The organism is Xylocopilactobacillus apis (assembly GCF_033095965.1).
GTDB classification, from domain to species: Bacteria; Bacillota; Bacilli; order Lactobacillales; family Lactobacillaceae; genus Xylocopilactobacillus; species Xylocopilactobacillus apis.
This window is the reverse complement of sequence record NZ_AP026801.1, coordinates 1,577,929-1,595,282: the sequence shown is the minus strand read 5'-3', so window position 1 is coordinate 1,595,282 and position 17,354 is coordinate 1,577,929. Positions and strand designations below refer to the sequence as shown.

The 17,354-nt window shown below is 35.0% G+C and carries 12 protein-coding genes; 5 read left to right on the top strand and 7 right to left on the bottom strand.

The window, feature by feature from the left end:
• Nucleotide 1: 1 nt before the first annotated feature.
• The 6 genes from pfkB to R8749_RS07485 form a co-directional block, all read right to left on the bottom strand.
• Nucleotides 2-913 carry a 1-phosphofructokinase gene (gene pfkB, locus R8749_RS07510; RefSeq protein WP_317695552.1) on the bottom strand — a complete coding sequence of 304 codons (912 nt, stop codon included), beginning with the start codon at nucleotides 911-913 and terminating at the stop codon, nucleotides 2-4.
• 2 nt (nucleotides 914-915) lie between these two features.
• Entirely contained in the window at nucleotides 916-1,629 is a 714-nt protein-coding gene (locus R8749_RS07505) for a DeoR/GlpR family DNA-binding transcription regulator (protein WP_317695550.1), read from the bottom strand.
• Between the two features lie 305 nt (nucleotides 1,630-1,934).
• Nucleotides 1,935-2,384 (bottom strand): 8-oxo-dGTP diphosphatase, encoded by a 450-nt coding sequence (locus R8749_RS07500; protein ID WP_317695548.1) that lies wholly within the window; start codon nucleotides 2,382-2,384, stop codon nucleotides 1,935-1,937.
• A gap of 11 nt (nucleotides 2,385-2,395) precedes the next feature.
• Nucleotides 2,396-2,842: an 8-oxo-dGTP diphosphatase gene (locus R8749_RS07495; RefSeq protein ID WP_317695546.1), complete on the bottom strand. Its 447-nt coding sequence runs from the start codon at nucleotides 2,840-2,842 to the stop codon at nucleotides 2,396-2,398.
• A gap of 190 nt (nucleotides 2,843-3,032) precedes the next feature.
• Entirely contained in the window at nucleotides 3,033-4,967 is a 1,935-nt protein-coding gene (locus tag R8749_RS07490) for an ABC transporter ATP-binding protein/permease (RefSeq protein WP_317695543.1), read from the bottom strand.
• Nucleotides 4,968-5,040: 73 nt separating this feature from the next.
• Entirely contained in the window at nucleotides 5,041-5,754 is a 714-nt protein-coding gene (locus R8749_RS07485) for a glucosamine-6-phosphate deaminase (RefSeq protein WP_317695540.1), read from the bottom strand.
• 118 nt (nucleotides 5,755-5,872) lie between these two features.
• Between R8749_RS07485 and R8749_RS07480 the strand changes: the two genes are divergently transcribed.
• From R8749_RS07480 to R8749_RS07470, 3 genes are all read left to right on the top strand, one after another.
• On the top strand, nucleotides 5,873-6,226 hold the full coding sequence (locus R8749_RS07480) for a hypothetical protein (protein WP_317695538.1): 354 nt from the start codon (nucleotides 5,873-5,875) through the stop codon (nucleotides 6,224-6,226).
• A gap of 76 nt (nucleotides 6,227-6,302) precedes the next feature.
• Entirely contained in the window at nucleotides 6,303-6,584 is a 282-nt protein-coding gene (locus tag R8749_RS07475; RefSeq protein WP_317695537.1) for a hypothetical protein, read from the top strand.
• Between the two features lie 119 nt (nucleotides 6,585-6,703).
• Nucleotides 6,704-8,929, top strand: coding sequence for an HAD-IC family P-type ATPase (locus R8749_RS07470; protein ID WP_317695535.1), 2,226 nt, complete (start codon nucleotides 6,704-6,706; stop codon nucleotides 8,927-8,929).
• Between the two features lie 75 nt (nucleotides 8,930-9,004).
• On the opposite strand, the gene R8749_RS07465 is transcribed toward R8749_RS07470, so the two are convergent.
• Entirely contained in the window at nucleotides 9,005-9,586 is a 582-nt protein-coding gene (locus R8749_RS07465) for a TetR/AcrR family transcriptional regulator (protein WP_317695533.1), read from the bottom strand.
• 172 nt (nucleotides 9,587-9,758) lie between these two features.
• Between R8749_RS07465 and R8749_RS07460 the strand changes: the two genes are divergently transcribed.
• Both R8749_RS07460 and R8749_RS07455 read left to right on the top strand, forming a co-directional pair.
• Nucleotides 9,759-13,244, top strand: coding sequence for an MMPL family transporter (locus R8749_RS07460; RefSeq protein ID WP_425613190.1), 3,486 nt, complete (start codon nucleotides 9,759-9,761; stop codon nucleotides 13,242-13,244).
• 283 nt (nucleotides 13,245-13,527) lie between these two features.
• Nucleotides 13,528-17,247: a BspA family leucine-rich repeat surface protein gene (locus R8749_RS07455; protein WP_317695531.1), complete on the top strand. Its 3,720-nt coding sequence runs from the start codon at nucleotides 13,528-13,530 to the stop codon at nucleotides 17,245-17,247.
• Nucleotides 17,248-17,354: the final 107 nt, after the last annotated feature.

The window sequence follows — 17,354 nt, the reverse complement described above, 5'->3', positions numbered from 1 at the left end:
CCTAAATTTCGTTTATTTCAGCTTTTTCAAGCATTTCTTTAATCAACGGAGCCTGTGCTAGATCCTCTGAAGCAGCGGTTGCAGATCCACAAGCAACACCTAACCTAAATGATTCAAGAGCATCATTAGTTTGATGATATTTACCTACAAAACCGGCGACCATTGAGTCTCCTGCACCAACTGAGTTTTTAATGGTAATTTTGATTGGAATCGAGTGGTAGACCTTGTCGGGGGTAATTAAAACTGCACCGTCGCCACCCATTGAGACAATCACGTGTTGAGCACCTTTGTTTAAAAGTTCTCTTCCGTAATGAACAATGTCATTTAGATTATCTAATTTAACGTTGAACATTTCTGAGAGTTCTTCACGATTGGGCTTTACTAGAAGAGGATGGTAGGGCAAAATATCGATTAATGCCTGTCCAGTAGTATCAACAACAAATTTAGCCTGATGATCACAGACCGTTTTGACAACTTCTTGGTAAAAGTCTTCGCCTAGTGCTGGTGGAACTGAACCAGCAGCAACGACAATGTCATCTGAAGTCAGCACTGCAAAATTACTCATAAATTCTTCTTTTTCTTCTTTAGTAATTTTGGGACCGAGACCATTAATTTCCGTTTCTTGTTGGGCTTTAATTTTAACGTTAATCCGGGTATCGTCTTTGATTCTGGTAAATTTATTGTTGAGAGCTGATTCGTTCATTTGATTTTCAATAAATTCACCAGCGGGGCCGCCAATAAATCCTAAGGCAACTGAGTCTAAATCAAGATTTCCTAAAATTCTTGAAACATTGATTCCCTTTCCGCCAGCAAACATATAAGTATTACCAGTGCGATTTATTTCTCCCAAATTTATTTGTTCAAGACTTAACACGTAATCCATTGAAGGATTAGCTGTAATAGTGTAGATCATTTCTACTCCTTTTTATTCATCTTGGAGGAATTCTCCGTAATTAATGGATAGGACGATAATTCAGCAACTTTAATTAAAAAAGATTTACCGGTTTTACTTTTATCAGCTAAAAAGTAAGACTGTTCGCTTTGCTTTAAGACCTGTTGTTTAATGTTGCTTTCTTCTGGATCAGGCGTAGTGTAACCAAATTTTTCGCTCACTCCATTGATTCCAATAAAAGAAAAATTGAAATGAAATTGTTTGATTTGGTTTAAAGTAATTGAACCAATCATTGCGTCAGTTGATTTCTTGATGTGTCCGCCTAACAAAATTGTTTTTAGGTTTTCTTCAAGACTTTTAAGAGCAATGTGAACTGAATTGGTAATTACTTCAACATTTTTGGGTAGAAAATCGATCATCTGCAGGGTAGTAGTCCCGGCATCGAGGTAAATCGAAGTTTGATTTTCTACAAATGATGCAGCAATTTGACCAATTTTTTTCTTACTTTTAATGTTATACGTTAGTTTGTCAGAAAAACTAAATTCTTCATTACTCATTTTTACAAGCTGGCATCCACCGTGAACTCGGACTATTTCTCCTTTATTTTCTAAATAGGAAAAATCACGTCTGACGGTCGCTACACTAGAATGAAGAAGATTGGCAACTTCGATGGTGCTAAGAATCTTTTTTTCTTTTAATAAAGAAATAATCTTTTTATGACGTTCTTCTTTTAACACTAGCGCTCCTTTCCGGAAAGAATTTTATCATTTAATAAGTGCAAAAGCAATCAAAAACGATCAAAAATAATCATTTAAGAAATTGTTGACTTTTATGTACAATGGGATTAATATACAGGCAGATATTAGGAAAGGAGGTGATCGATTGAACGACGAAAGTCAGATACGTTCAATGCGATCACCGCTTGGAAACTTTTAAGCGGTTGATCATAGATTGAGCGTGACCGGTATTCTTGTAAAAGGGGATATCGGTTTTTATTTTGCATTAATAATTAAACAAAAAAGATTGACCATTTTAGTCAATCTTAGTACAAGATACTTTTTAAAGTATCATCTGGATAAAACATTTCAGATACTTTGGGATTTATAAAAACTTCATACATATCCATAAAATCGCCACCGGCTAGTTTTTGTTGGGGGAGTTTTTTAGGTTCGAGCCAAAAGATTTTTCCTTCATCTGATGATTTGATCTCACCAGAAAACTTCTTAGTACGATACAGTAAAACAATGTATCTCTCATCACCTTGAAACCAGTCCTTAACCCCACAGAGCTTTGGTTCAAAAATCGTAAGTCCGGTTTCTTCTTTGATTTCTCGAATCATCGCATCATTTAAGGATTCACCCATTTCAACATGACCCCCCGGAAAAGTAATACCCGGCCATTCTGGGTTCAGCCGGTCTTCGACGAGAACCTCGCCCTTTTCATTAGTAATCATACACATGTTAGTTAATTCAATTGGTGTTGCGCGACTCATATTTTCTCCTTTTAGTAGTGAGAACCATTACCGTCAATTGTCAGACAAAACAGTTCAGAAAGCTCAGGATTTTTGAAAACTTGATAAATTTGGCTGAAGCCTTGAGTGATGTTTTGATTTAATAACTGATCTTCGTTAACCCAAAAGATTTTGCCTTCACTAGAAGATTTAATTTGACCAGAAAATTTAGAAGTTTCGTATAATAAAACAATTAGGCGTTCGTCACCGCGAAGATAGTTACAAACTCCACACAGTTTGGGCTCATAAATTGTAAGTACGGTTTCTTCTTTAATTTCTCGAATCATTGAGTCGTTTAAAGATTCTCCAGACTCCACGTGACCACCTGGAAAAGTAATTCCCGGCCAATCTTGTTTAACACGGTCCTCTACAAGAACTTCGCCGTGCTCATTAGTGATTCTGCACATATTAGTTAGCTCAATTAAACTTGTTCTTTTCATGGTTTTGATTTTACTCAATTTGTAGGGTGAAGACAATGATAATGTTTCATGATTAAAGGATAACAATGGTCTTTAGTTTGAGTTCGAAAGAAATAAATTTCTGAATGATGAAAAAAGTATTTGAATTTTCAATAAATGATCTTGTACTTTAACATAAAAAAGACCTCAGCACTTAACTGAGGTCACAATTTTATTCATTAGCTAAGCTTTCGATTGGATCAAGTCGTGCGGCTCGTCGACTTGGGAAGAACGCAGCTAAAAGCGAGATGATGATAGCAATGACAAAAGCGAATATTATATTGCCAGTAGTGATTGAAATAATTCCTCGGTATTTAATCATTCCATAAGTTGCATTGTTAACTAGTATTTGTAGAATGAATGACATTACGAGTCCTAGAATTGCTGCAAAAATTCCGATAAAAAGTGATTCGGAAGTGAAGAGGCGCCGGATGTCTTTCTTCCTTTGACCAATTGCACGTAAAATTCCAATCTCTTTGGTCCTCTCGGTAACTGACATATACATTGAAACAATAATCATTAATGCACTCACAAGAAGTGAAATTCCAGCAATCAGTGCCAGAACAAAGGTCACAATTGAAGTAATTTGCGTAATATTATCCAAAATCACCCCAACTCCGAGGAGATTATAAAGCCTTTTGCCTTTGCTGTTTTTCAGTTCGCGAATTTTATTCTTTACATTTTTAACGTTATTGACATTGTCAACGACAATTGTTGCGTAATTAGGTTCAAATTTCATTCCATTACTTTTGAACATCTCACCTATAGTATCGTAAGAAACTGAACTCATTGCTTGAGAAACACCGCTGACAGTTAAAGTTTTAGTAAGTACTTTCGGCTGACCGTGAGAATCAATTACATTTAAATGGAGAGTAACTGGTTTGCCGACGATTTTCTTCCAGTTCTTTTTACTCCAACCTTGAGCAATTGAACTTTTATCAACAACTATTTCATTTTTCCCCGGTAATTTACCAGGTTTAATGCTGTCACTGCGAAAACTACTGTTTTTACTTTGCAGGATTTGGCTGCTGTAGTTTTTTTGACCAATTTGAATTGAGAATGTTTCTACATAATAGCTTTTTTCGACTTTTTTAACGTGATCAAGTTTCTTAAGCGTATTTAATTGCTTATCGGTCAACTTCATATTTGCTAAATCGCTAGTATTATTATTGCTAAGATGTTTAGAGACTTGTAAAACGCGCGGATTAGCCAGCGAGTCAACGGTTTTATTCATATACTTAGTTGCACCGTGACCAAGACCTAAGAAAAACATGACTGAAAATAAACCTATCGCTGTTCCCAAGATAATTAGAAAATTACGTCCAAAATGGAACATCAAATGTTTAAAGGCATTTTTGTAACTATCAAGCCAAGGCAAACTTCTCGATTTAAAAGCTTTTTTATCGTCAACAACAGGGTAGGGGGCTTTAAGATGCTGATCTTGATCGATCTTACCATCAGTCAAGTGAACAATTCGTGTTCCAAACTTAGCAACAGTCTCACTGTGAGTTACCACAATAACTAATTTGCCATTTTTGGCAATACTTTGAAGAATATCAAGAACGTCCTGCGTGTTTTTAGAATCAAGGGCTCCGGTTGGTTCATCAGCAATAATGATTGAAGGATCACTGGCTAAAGCACGCGCAATTGCGACACGTTGCTTCTGTCCGCCGGATAATTGTCCTGGGAGTTTATGGATATGTTCAGATAGTCCCACTTCGTTTAAAAGTTCTTTGGCTCTGTTTTCCCGCTCACTGTGACTTAGTGAAGTCATATCGAGACTGCTTAAAACATTATCCAAAACTGAAAGATGACCAATCAGGTTAAAGTTTTGAAAAATAAAACCAATCGTATCACGCCGATACGCATCCATTTGGTTTTCGGTCGCATCTTTAAGTGACTTTCCATCAATTACTACATCTCCCTGATAGTTATGATCAAGGCCCCCAATAATATTCATCAGGGTTGATTTTCCACCGCCAGATTCACCGAGGATTGAAACAAATTCTCCGCGATCAAAATTGAGAGAGATACCTTTTAAAACTGGAAATTCCTCTTTAACTAAAAAATATGATTTATGAATGTCGTGTAATTCGAGATAGCTCATTGTTTTCTCCTTTGAATTACATAATCATATCATAATCATATTTTAAAAAGATGGTACTTAAGGTTTATTTTTATTATTTGTTTTTTAATAAACTTGCTGCCGCCTGGTCAATAATGACTGTTACATCATTATGATTTTGAAGAACTGAAGCTGGAACGTGGGTAGTAACACTGCCTTCAATAGTGTCTTTAATTGCTTGAGCCTTTGATTCGCCGTAAGCAAAAAGAATAATTTTCTTAGATTTCATGATGCTGCCGATTCCCATTGAGATTGCTTGACGAGGAACAGCATCCTTATTTTCAAAGAAACGAGCGTTTGCTTCAATGGTTGAAGGGGTGAGATCTACAACATGAGTGGTAATGTCGAATGGAGTACCCGGTTCATTGAATCCGATGTGTCCATTGCGGCCAATTCCTAAAATTTGAAGATCAATTGGATTGTCGTCAATGATCTGGTCATACCTTTTAGTTTCAGCAGCAAGATCTTTTGCCATTCCATTCGGTAAGTAGTTAACTTTAAAAGGTTTTTTATCAAATAAATTAGATTTCATAAAGTAAATGTAGCTTTGGTCATTATTGCCATCGAGCCCGACATATTCATCAAGGTTAATTGATGTAGCTTTAGTAAAGTCAATATCGCTATTGACAGCTGCTTCATAAAAAGCAATTGGTGAACTTCCAGTAGCTAATCCAAAAACTGAAGCATTATTTTTAGCAAGCTGGTCTTGAAAAATTTTTAATGCGATTTGTGCGCCTTCTTCTTGAGATGAAACAATTTTTACGTCCATTTGAGTACTCCTTGTTATTTAATTGGTATAGACCTATTTTAGCAAGTAAGCGTCTTTATTTCAAGGAATAATTATTTATGTTAAAATAGAACAAATGTTCTTTAGGAGGTAAAAAAGAATGTATGATGAATACTATTTAAAAAAGAAACCAATTAAAATTCAGCAGCAAGCAATTGATCATTTGATCGAGAGATATAAACCGATTTTGAATAATGATATTTATTCTGTTGATCCGGATCCCAGTAAATATTATGCTCAAAATTTTTATCGGCGAACTTTTGATAGTCTAGTTTCATCTTCGTATATGATTTCAAGAATTCCATCTGAGTATGAAACGATGATAAAAAAATGTGAGCCAGTAATTGAAGATTTAAATGAATTATTTGAAGGGGCATTCGTATTTAAAATGGCAGTAGAGAATAATTACTTAGTAATTAAAGACCGACGGCTAAAACATTTTGAAATAATTTAAGATCTTAAGGTGAATACGGTTACTTTAGCGGTATAATCAACTTAGTTATTGTAAATGTTGAGAGGGGTTTGATACTATGGCAGATAAAAATACACCTTTAAAATTAGGACAGAGACTTTGGATCATTATTCCTTGGGGATTCGAGCCTTATGAGTACGATCTTCTTAGTACTAAAATTACGGATATCAAGGAAACAGATGTTGGAGAACGATTAATTTATACAGAAGGGCAAAGTGAAGAAAATCGAGAATGGAGCAGTCAATATTTAGGAGCCAAGGGCATAGGAAATATCAAAATTTGTCTTAGCTTAGAAGATGCGATTGCAACTATTCGAGAGTATGAACGAGGTTACAAATAACTTAAGCGGTGTCATTCCGCTTTTTATTTTATTAAATTTCAGGAATGTTCATTGACTTAAATAATTATTTCTATGATACTGAATAACAACATTAATAAGCCATTATAAAGGAGCAATTTATGAAGAAGAAAAATGATGGTGTAATGGCAATTATTGCCAAAAACATTTTTACGTACTTTAATGCAATCTTTCTTGGTATTTCAGTTCTTTTGATCGTGGCTGGTTCATATCGAAATTTAACTTTTCTACCAATTGTTATTGCCAATACATTAATTGGAATTTATCAGCAGTTAAAAGCTAAGAGAATTCTTGATAAACTTTCACTAATTTCAGAAGCTAAATATCAGGTTTTACGAAATGGTAATAAAGAAGAAGTTGTAAGAGGTGAATTATTACGTGACGATGTAATTTTTCTTGCAAGTGGACAACAAATTCCCGCAGATGCTGAAGTAGTAGAAGGTAAAATTTCGGTTAATGAGGCTCTTTTAACAGGAGAATCAGATGAAATTGAAAAAATTCATGGTACTCACTTAATGTCAGGGAGCTTTGTTGTATCGGGAAATTGTCGAGCTCGTTTAACAGCCGTCGGAGAAGACTCTTACATTGCTAAACTGCAGGCTAAAGCAAAAGAAGTTAAAGAAAAGCCTTCCGAAATGGTCGGTGACATTAATTTAATCGTTAAAATTGCCGGAATTGCGATTATTCCAATCGGTTTAATTTTGTTCTTTGAAGGCATCTTCCTTAAACACGAGGCCTTTAACAACGTAATTGTTTCGATGGTCGGGGCTTTAATCGGGATGATTCCAGAAGGATTATATCTATTGGTAACGGTGGCATTGGCATTATCTGCAGCTAGACTTGCAAAACATCAAGTTCTTTTGCACGATATGCGCAGCACCGAAACTCTAGCTCGCGTTGACGTGCTTTGTGTCGATAAAACTGGAACCATTACTGATAATAAAATGAATGTAACTGAAATTTTTGATCCAGTGGGTGCAACTCCTGATGAAGTTAAAAATTCAAAAAATTTACTGGCATCATACGTTGCGACATCGCCGGATAATAATATTACAGCGCAAGCTTTAAAGAAATATTACCCGGATGGGCAGAAATTAGACACAGTTAATGTTATTCCTTTTTCTTCGAAACTTAAGTATTCAGAGATCGAAACTGCTGATGCACATTACTTTTTAGGTGCACCTGAATTTGTTTTAGGAGATCATCAAAATTCTAAAGATTTAGTTAATATTGATAATCATGCTGCCAAAGGTGAGCGAGTTTTAGTTTTTGCAAAAGAAGAAAACGAGAATAACAAAGCACTTCTTTTTATCAGTATTGCCAATGGAATTAGACCAAATGCGAAAGAAACATTTAAATATTTTGCCGAACAAGAAGTGAAAGTGATGGTCATTTCGGGAGATAATCCAATAACGGTTTCGAAGATAGCAAAAATGGTGGAAATTCCAGGTGCTGAGAAATATATCGATGCAACTACTTTGAAAACAAAAGAAGATTTGCGGGATGCAATTAATAATTACTCCGTCTTTGGTCGAGTAAAGCCCGATCAAAAGCGAGAAATTGTAAAGGCCATCAAAGCTAATGGTCAAAGAGTAGCAATGACTGGGGATGGGGTTAATGATATTTTAGCAATGAAAGAGGCTAATTGTTCAATTGCAATTGGTTCAGGAAGTGATGCGGCAAAACAATCTGCTCAAGTGGTTTTGCTAGACTCAGATTTTTCGCATATGAAGGAAATAATTTCTGAAGGACGAAGAGACATTAATAATTTGACGCGCTCGGCCACCTTATTCTTATATAAAAATATTTTCTCGATGCTTTTGGCAATTTTTGCAATTATTGGAGTGATTTCATATCCGCTCCAGCCTTCACAAATTTCTTTGATTTCAATGTTTAACATCGGAATTCCTGCATTTGCTTTAGCTTTTGAAGCAAATGATAAGAAGCAGCATGGACGTTTTATCCGGGTTACGTTTTTAAAATCGTTACCGGCTGCAATCACATCGTTTTTGGCAATCGCTTCTTTGGTGATTTTTGGAATGGTATTCTCGATTAAGTCAACTGATGTAAGTGTTGCAAGTACGTTTTTGCTTTCCCTAGCTGGTTTTATGCTTTTATTTGAAATTTGTAAACCGATGAATGGTTATCGAAACTTTGTATTCTACGGGTCAATTATCGGCTTAATTGCCTGCGCATATTTCTTCCATTATTTATTTGCAATTAATTCGATTTCTTATCAGTGTGTAATGTTAGCAGCAGTGTTTGCAGTTGCTCAAGAATCAGTGATGAGAAATCTGACATCTTTCTTTGGACGATTTCAAAAATAAAAATCGATTTAATTAAAAAAGGTAAAAACAAAATCTTTAGTGGTTTCGTTTTTACCTTTTTTGTCCTCTTAAAAATTATGCTGGTAGAATGTTTCGATCAACTAAGATGGTCAAGTATTTATGCGCTTCCTCCAACGATGTTTTATGACGTTCTAAAAAAATCCAACGTAAAATAATCAAAGCAGAGTTACTATATTGCTGAGCAAGAATTTCGATCGGAACTATTGTATTTTGTTTACCAATGGTCTCGTTTAGTACGTGTTCAAGAATTTTTGAAAAATGATTAATAAAATTTTGTACCAATCTGCTGTTTAGTGGATTGTTTTTTACAATGCCTAATAGAATTGTTTGGTATGAGGAAAAAAGTTCATAAATTTGATCGAAAACTTTGAAAAAAGAGTGTCGAACGTGATGTGAATCAATCTGATCTAAGTGAATATTTTGACTAATTGAATTCCAGCAATAGTCTAAAAGGTCGTATTTATCATCGAAGTAATTATAAAAAGTTGCTCGCGGATACATTGCTTCTTCACAAATTTCGCTAACTGAAATTTTTTCAAATGCTTCTTTACTGAGCAGCAAAAACATCGCATCTTCAAATGCTTTAAGGGTTCGTTGAACTCCCAAAGACTGACCTTTAGCTGAAGTATATTTCATTTTCCCTCCGAAATTTATACACTTTTTAATAATTTGTAAAAAGTTAGACTGTTATAGATAATTTGCCACTTGTATCTAAACCAAAACCATTTTAGGATATTCTTTGTAATTTTACAACTGTCAATTTTTTAACAGTTGATGAAACGCTTTCAATTCTTTTTTGGAGGAAAAAATGTCCAAGTTTATGAAGAAACATGTTCCAGCCTTAATTATCTGGATCATAATTGTGGCAGCAGCATTAATTATGATGCCTAATGTCTCACAGTTGACTCGTGAAAAAGGAGCAATCAAACTCCCAAGTAACGTCGAAAGTCAGCAAGCAGAACAAATTGAAAAAAAGTCGAACGGCAATAAATCTGTTCGTACTTATATTGCAGTTTTTAATCGCAATAAAAAAATAACAGCTGATCAAAGTGATCAGATTAAAGACAAATTATCTGATTTAAAGAGCAGTAAAGATATTTCGGTTACCAACATTATGGGTCCTAATGATAATGCTCAAACTAGAAAGCAGTTGATTTCTAAAGATAAAACAACTCAGTTAGCTCAAATTACTGTTAAGACGAATCAGTCTGTTACTAAACAAGTAGATAAATTACAGAACAAGCTTAAAATAACCGGTTTAGATAACTATGTTACTGGTATTGATGCAATTAATAGTGATTTTGATACGGTTGCTGAAAAAGGGATTCAAAAAACCGAAGTTATAGCAATTGTTTTTATCTTTATCGTTTTAGTAATTGTTTTCCATTCACCAATTGTTCCAATTATCTCATTACTTAATGTAGGGGTAGCGTTTATAACTTCATTAAGTATCGTCATGAATTTGGCAGAAAAATTTGATTTTCCAATTTCTAACTTTACGCAAGTATTTATGGTTGTTGTTCTATTTGGGATTGGGACTGATTACAATATTCTACTGTACAATTACTTTAAACAAGCACTGTCGGATGGATTATCGCCTGAGGAGTCAACTAGAGTTGCTTTGAAGCATGGAGGTAGAACTGTCCTTTATAGTGGAGTTTCAGTTTTAATTGGTTTCTCAGTTTTGGCTCTAGCTAAATTTTCATTCTATCGAAGCGCCGTTGGAGTTGCCGTTGGAGTTCTCGTTTTACTGGCAGTCTTGTTGACGTTGAATTTCTTCTTCATGACAACGCTCGGTGCCAAAATGTTTTGGCCAAGTAAGATTAAAAATGGAGTTAAAGAAAGTCCACTTTGGCATGGCTTATCTAAAGCAAGTCTTGCTCAACCAGTGATTATTCTTGGAGTTTTAATCATTGTTGCCTTACCTGGAATTGTGAATTTAAATACCCATTTAAATTTTAATAACGCTGATGAAGTTCCAAATGATTATCCAGCTAAAAAAGGGTATGTAGTGATTCAAGATCATTTCGGCAAAGGGATGTCTGCCCCGGCGACAATTTTTATTGAAAGTGATAAGAAGCTAAATACTCAGGCAAGTCTAGCAGCAATTGATGATTTAACTCAATATCTTCAAAAAGAACCTGGTATTAAATCAGTAAATTCTGCAACTCAGCCAGGTGGAAGTAAAGTAAAACAATTATATTTAAGAGATCAGTTAAAGACGATCAATGAGGGAATTGACACCTCTAAAAAGGGATTGAAGAAAATTCAATCAGGTCTTAATGATGCCAACAAACAAATGTCTGCAGTTGATATAAATGGAAGTATCGATAAAGTTCAACAACTAGCTGATGGAACAAGTCAGTTGGAATCAGGAACTAAACAACTTGCGAGTGGCGTTGATCAATATACGTCTGGTGTTTCGAGGGTTAATGATGGAGCACATACTTTAAGCAGTCAACTGCCAACTCTTTCAAGTGGTGTTGGACAATTAAGTTCAAGTTCACAACAGCTTGCTAATGGAATGGGACAGCTAAAACAGGGTGTTAATAACTTTGTTGGTCAAGCCAACAAATTATTAGATTCAGCTGGCAACTTAAACGCTGCTGAAATCAAGAAAAATTTGAACACTTTAAATAGTTCAGTAAATCAATTATCTACTGGATCGAGTCAGTTATCAGGCGGCATCGGTCAGCTGCAAGGTAATTTTCCAGCACTCACTACAGGAATTGACCAATTGAATACCAATTCTAAGCAATTAGCAGGGGGCATGGGCCAGTTAAAACAAGGTATTGATAGTTTAGTTCAACAGTTAACCCAGTTGTTGCCGCAGATTGAAGCCCAAGATCCTAAACAAGCAGCGACAATAAAAGAAGAACTTACTAAACTTCAAACTTCTACAGCACAGCTCAATCAAGGTTCTACGGGAATTGCAAATGGATTAGAGCAAGTTCAAAATAAGGTTCCGGCTTTAAATAACGGTGTCGGGCAGTTAAATACTAATTCTCAAAAATTAGCTCAAGGTATGAGCCAGCTTAAACAAGGTGTCAACACTTTCTCAAGTCAGGCCAATCAGATTTTAGCAGCAATTGGCGGTGAAAATCCGCAGCAAGCAGCTGTTATTAAGAATCAAATTAGTCAATTACAGAGTTCAGTTGAAAAGCTTTCTAATGGTTCATCAATGCTTTCTGGCGGTGTTGGACAGTTGGATAGTAAAGTTCCCGCACTTACTAGTGGAGTAAATCAGTTAAGTAATGGAACAAGTCAATTAGCATCTAATGGAAGTCAGCTTTCAAGTGGGGCTCAAACCGCGGCTAACGGAACTAATCAAGTTAATGATGGTGTTCAGACTTTAAATAACCAACTTAAAGGCATGGCTTCGAAGGTTACAGAATTACAAAATGGATTGACTTCTGCTAATAAAGGACTTGACCAACTAATCAAGGGAAGCGATCAAATGCAAGATTATTTGGTTCCACTGCAGAAATCTTATATGGGTAAATCTTTCTATATTCCAAAGAATATGATCAACGGTAAGGATTTTAAACCTGCTCTTGATGCTTATATGAGCGATGATCGAAAGATTACTAAAATGATGGTAATCTTTAAAGGAAATCCAACCTCTGAGAAAGCCTCACAACAGTTAATTGATCTACAGAAAGATCTCGATGCTAAGGTTAAGCATGGTGAATTGAAAGATGCTAAAATTGCGATCAGTGGTCAAACATCTCAAAATAACGATTTAAGAAATCTTGCTAACAGTGATTTTATTAGAACTGCAGCAATTATGATTATTGGAATTGGTCTTGCATTAATGGTAGTTACAGAATCAATTTTGCAGCCAATGACAATTATCACAACGTTGATCCTTACTTATGTATCTTCTCTGTGGCTGGCACGAGTTATTTCTAAAGCAGTTTTAGGCGATGCACTTTTAAGCTGGAATACACCATTCTTTAGTTTCATTATGTTAATTGCTCTTGGTGTAGATTATAGTATTTTCCTGATGATCCACTTTAAGGATGCAAAAGAAATTCCAGATCTCAAGGATCGAATGTTAGATTCAGCAAAGGTTATTGGACCGGTTGTCATTTCTGCAGCAATAATTTTAAGTGGAACGTTTGCAGCATTAATGCCGTCTGGTGTCACGACGTTGATTCAAGTTGCATTAGCAGTTATTATTGGTTTAGTTATTTTAGTAATTGCTTTGCCAATGTCGATGTCAGTGTTGATTAGTTTGACTGAATGGCATAACGAGCGAATGTATCAGAAATCAATGTCTGATAAAAAGTAAATTTAAGATCCAACGATTTATGTAATATCAAGTACTAGTTAATCATGACTAGTGCTTTTTTGTTTAATCATTTTTAGCTATATTTATTTATAACTTAATGTTTTTAACAATAATTAAATATATAATTCCTTTTAAAATCAATAAAATCCATTAATAATTGATAAACAAATTGATAGTTAATCTTTTCTATAAAAATATTATTTAAACTGAAATTGTTAAAACAATCTTTTTGATATACTTATTTCAACTCGGCAGAAACAGATCGATTTAGGGAAATGAGTTTATGAACAAGATAATTAAAAGGATAGGATATTTAATAGTAGCGATTGTAAGTATTGCTACTATTGGGGTTGTTTTAAACAATAAACAAGATAGCAAAGCAGCAGATTTTCCACATAGTGCTTCAATTGAAAGTAATGGGATCATTTCTGGAAAACGAGAAGATTCAAATAAGCAGATAAGCTCTAATTTCCTAGATTTAACTTTTCCTCAAAATGCTCCTTATAAGCAAAATGGTAATCTAGTCAGGCAAACTGCTCAAACCATAACTGCTCGTGATGCGGGTTCAGTTGTTCAAACGGGTGATTTTCGTTTGATTGCTGAAAGTCAGTTCAACAATGGGCAAAGTTTAGTGAACTTAAATTGGAGTGCTGTTTCAGGCGTTACTGACGGGTTCTTTGTCGAGCGGACACTTAATAATAATTTAACTCAATGGACAGTTCCGCCAACTAATTATGGTAAACATATTAAAATTTTAAACGTTTATCCCCCAAATGGTAACTTTTTACAAATATGGATGAATCAAGATAATGGTTCAGGTCAACCGGTATCAATGGGATTGATTGATGTTACTCCAGTAGCTTTAGAAACATTTAATGCTAATCCGGGTGCGTATTTAAAAGATAGTAGCGGAAAATATGTTTATGATGGAATTTATTTTGGATCGGCTGATGGTAATGGAGGATTATTTCCCCCTGAAACGTGTGACTTAACAGCATCTTCTTATGCAATGGTTGCTGACTTTGGAAATACAGGGCGATCTTTAATTTTCGGACACGATACTTTAAATTACTATGGACATCCCTATTTTAATAAGTTTGCTGATAAAGTAGGTTTTATTTTATCAAGTGTTAATCCATCATTGATGTTGCCTGGTTATCATGTTGATGCAGATCATTTTACAGGGTCAACTCAAGTAAAATTTTCTGTTGACGGATTTTTAAATCGATATCCTTATAATATGGATCCAAGTATTAACTATACAATTAAGGCTGCTCATACGAGTGGACAATATTTTAATTATACTTCAGGGGCAACTAGATGGATGCAGTTTGTTCCCCCTTTAACTCAATTTGGTGGTGGAGGTACGGCGTATGCTGCTGATTCGATGTTTGATCCTCAGAATAAAAAAGTAGGTGATAGTAACAGTTATTTAGTTACAAAGAATAACTACGCGATGATTCAAACTGGTCATTCAGTTGTAAATGGAATTGGGGCTTGTACTCCCGATGAAGCAAAAATAATTGCAAATATGACTTATTATACTAGTAATTTAAATATGACAACTCACGGTGAAGATCATACGGTAAAGGACAGTGCAGCACCTGATGTGCCGACAATAGATCCAACGAGTGCGACAGGGAATACATTGAACCTAAAATTTAATAGTAAGGATAATGCAACTGATCATTACTATCGAGTAAAAGCCAACGTTTCTTTATCAACTAAATATTCAGATACGTTAAAAGTACCAGTGATAAGCGGTTTTAAAGGATATGTTTATCAAATTGATGATAATCCGACAGGGAGCCCAACAGTTAACAAAGATCCAAGTTCAGGAACAGTGACTAATATCAACCTTAATCCAACATCGGCTACTGATAATCATGGCAATCTTAGTTTAAATCGGGTCAATGCAGCGGGGAAGTATTTACACATTGTAGCAGTTGATAATGCAAATAACGTATCTGCTGCAAAAACAGTTAACTTGTCTGACTACCTTTGGTGGAACGTTGATAGTAATAATGTATTGACGATTTATCCCCATGAGCTCAATTGGGATCGAGATCATGTTAATTATTATGATATACATAATATTTATCAGAGTGCATGGCCTTGGTATCAGAGCTATAACACTATTACAAAAGTAGTGGTTAGTCCTGGAGTCACTGCTCAAGGCTCGCTTTATCGATTGTTTTATAATCTATCATCAGCAACTGCAATTGAAGGATGTGAAAATTTGGTTACCACCCAAGTGACTAATATGTCTGAAATGTTTAATTCCTGCAGTAGATTAACAAGTGTAGATGTGTCAAAATTTAACACTAGTGCAGTGACTAACATGAGTTTCATGTTTTCTTATTGTGGATTTTTAAATAATTTAGATGTAACTCATTTTGATACTAGTAAGGTTAATAATATGAATTATATGTTTAACGGGTGTTCTAGATTAACAAGTCTTGACGTAACGAATTTTGTTACTAGTTCTGTGACTAATATGGGTTCCATGTTTAATAGGTGCAATCAGTTGACAAGTCTTGATGTAACCCGTTTTGATACTAGTAGGGTTTATGACATGAGTTATATGTTTAACTCTTGTTCCCGTTTAACGAGTCTTGACGTGACTCATTTTGTCACGAATGTCGTCATTAATATGAGTCATATGTTTTCAAATTGTTTTTCTTTACCCACTATCGATGTAACTCATTTTAATACCGGTATGGTTAATAATATGAATAGTATGTTTGCAAATTGTTCTCTTTTCACAGGTCTCAATGTGACTAACTTTGATACTAGTAAGGTTACAGATATGTCTTCCATGTTTTATAGCTGTTCGAAATTATTAAATCTTGATATTAATAATTTCGACACTAGTCAAGTTACTAATATGTCTTCCATGTTTTCTAATTGCAGCGCAATGACTGATTTGAAGTTTGATCTCGACAAATTTAAGACTAGTAATGTTACAAATATGTCAAATATGTTTTACAGTTGCAGTGTCTTAAAAAGTTTAGATGTAAGTAAATTTGATACTAGTAATGTAGTCGATATGAATGAATTATTTGCTTCGTGCTCGTCCTTAACTAAGCTTGATGTTAGTCATTTTAATACTGCTAATGTTTCTAATATGGTTAGAGTTTTTGCTGCTTGTGAGGGTTTAACATCGATTGATGTTAATGGTGCTGGTTGGAGTACTAATAATGTGACCAATATTTCTGGTTTATTTAATGGATGTAAGAAATTAACGAGTCTTAATTTAACTAAATTCAATACGAGAAACATCGTTAGTACTAATATAGTGGGCATATTTGCTAATACTAAATCACTTTGGAAAATCACCATGGGTCCTGACTTCGTATTTTTCGACAGTTATGTCTCTAATCAATTGAAAGATCCTGATTTAAAAGCACAAATCAATGATATCGACAATCCAACCCCAATTTACTATGTGACTAATCCACAATGGCGAGAAGTGGGAGCAGGAAATCCTCACGAGCCACAAGGGCCAGCGCTGACGGCACTTCAAATTATGAACGAGTCCAGTACTCGTCATGTTCTTCGGACTTACGTTTGGGATCAAGTTGGAACGCAGACATTAGCAGCAACTCCGGGAAGCATTAATTTTGGCACCTACGCAAGCTACTTAAGGAATAAGGAATACGTCAGTGCAGTACAGAACCTAAAAATTACGGATAACCGGAACGTGAGAACAGGTAAACGTTGGCATGTGGAAGCGGCTGTAACAAATCCGTTTAAATTAACGACCAATCCAAGCAAAGTGATTAGGGGAAATCCCTTATATTATAAGGATACAACAGCAGGGACGATAACACATCTGACATCAACGGGACAGACTATTTATAATGGGACAGGAACAAGTGATTATGAGGATGTTAAAAATTATCCGTGGACATTAAGGTTTAGGTCAAAACCTAGTGATATACCGAAAGCTGGGAGATATAACGCAACGGTAACATTCACTTTAGTGAATAATGCACCATAAAATGATTAAGCGACTAATAGCCAATAAGACGGCTGTTGATCGCTTTTTTGCTAAAAATTTTATGAAAATTAGAATTGAAAAAACCCACTTTTTGATATAATAAATCT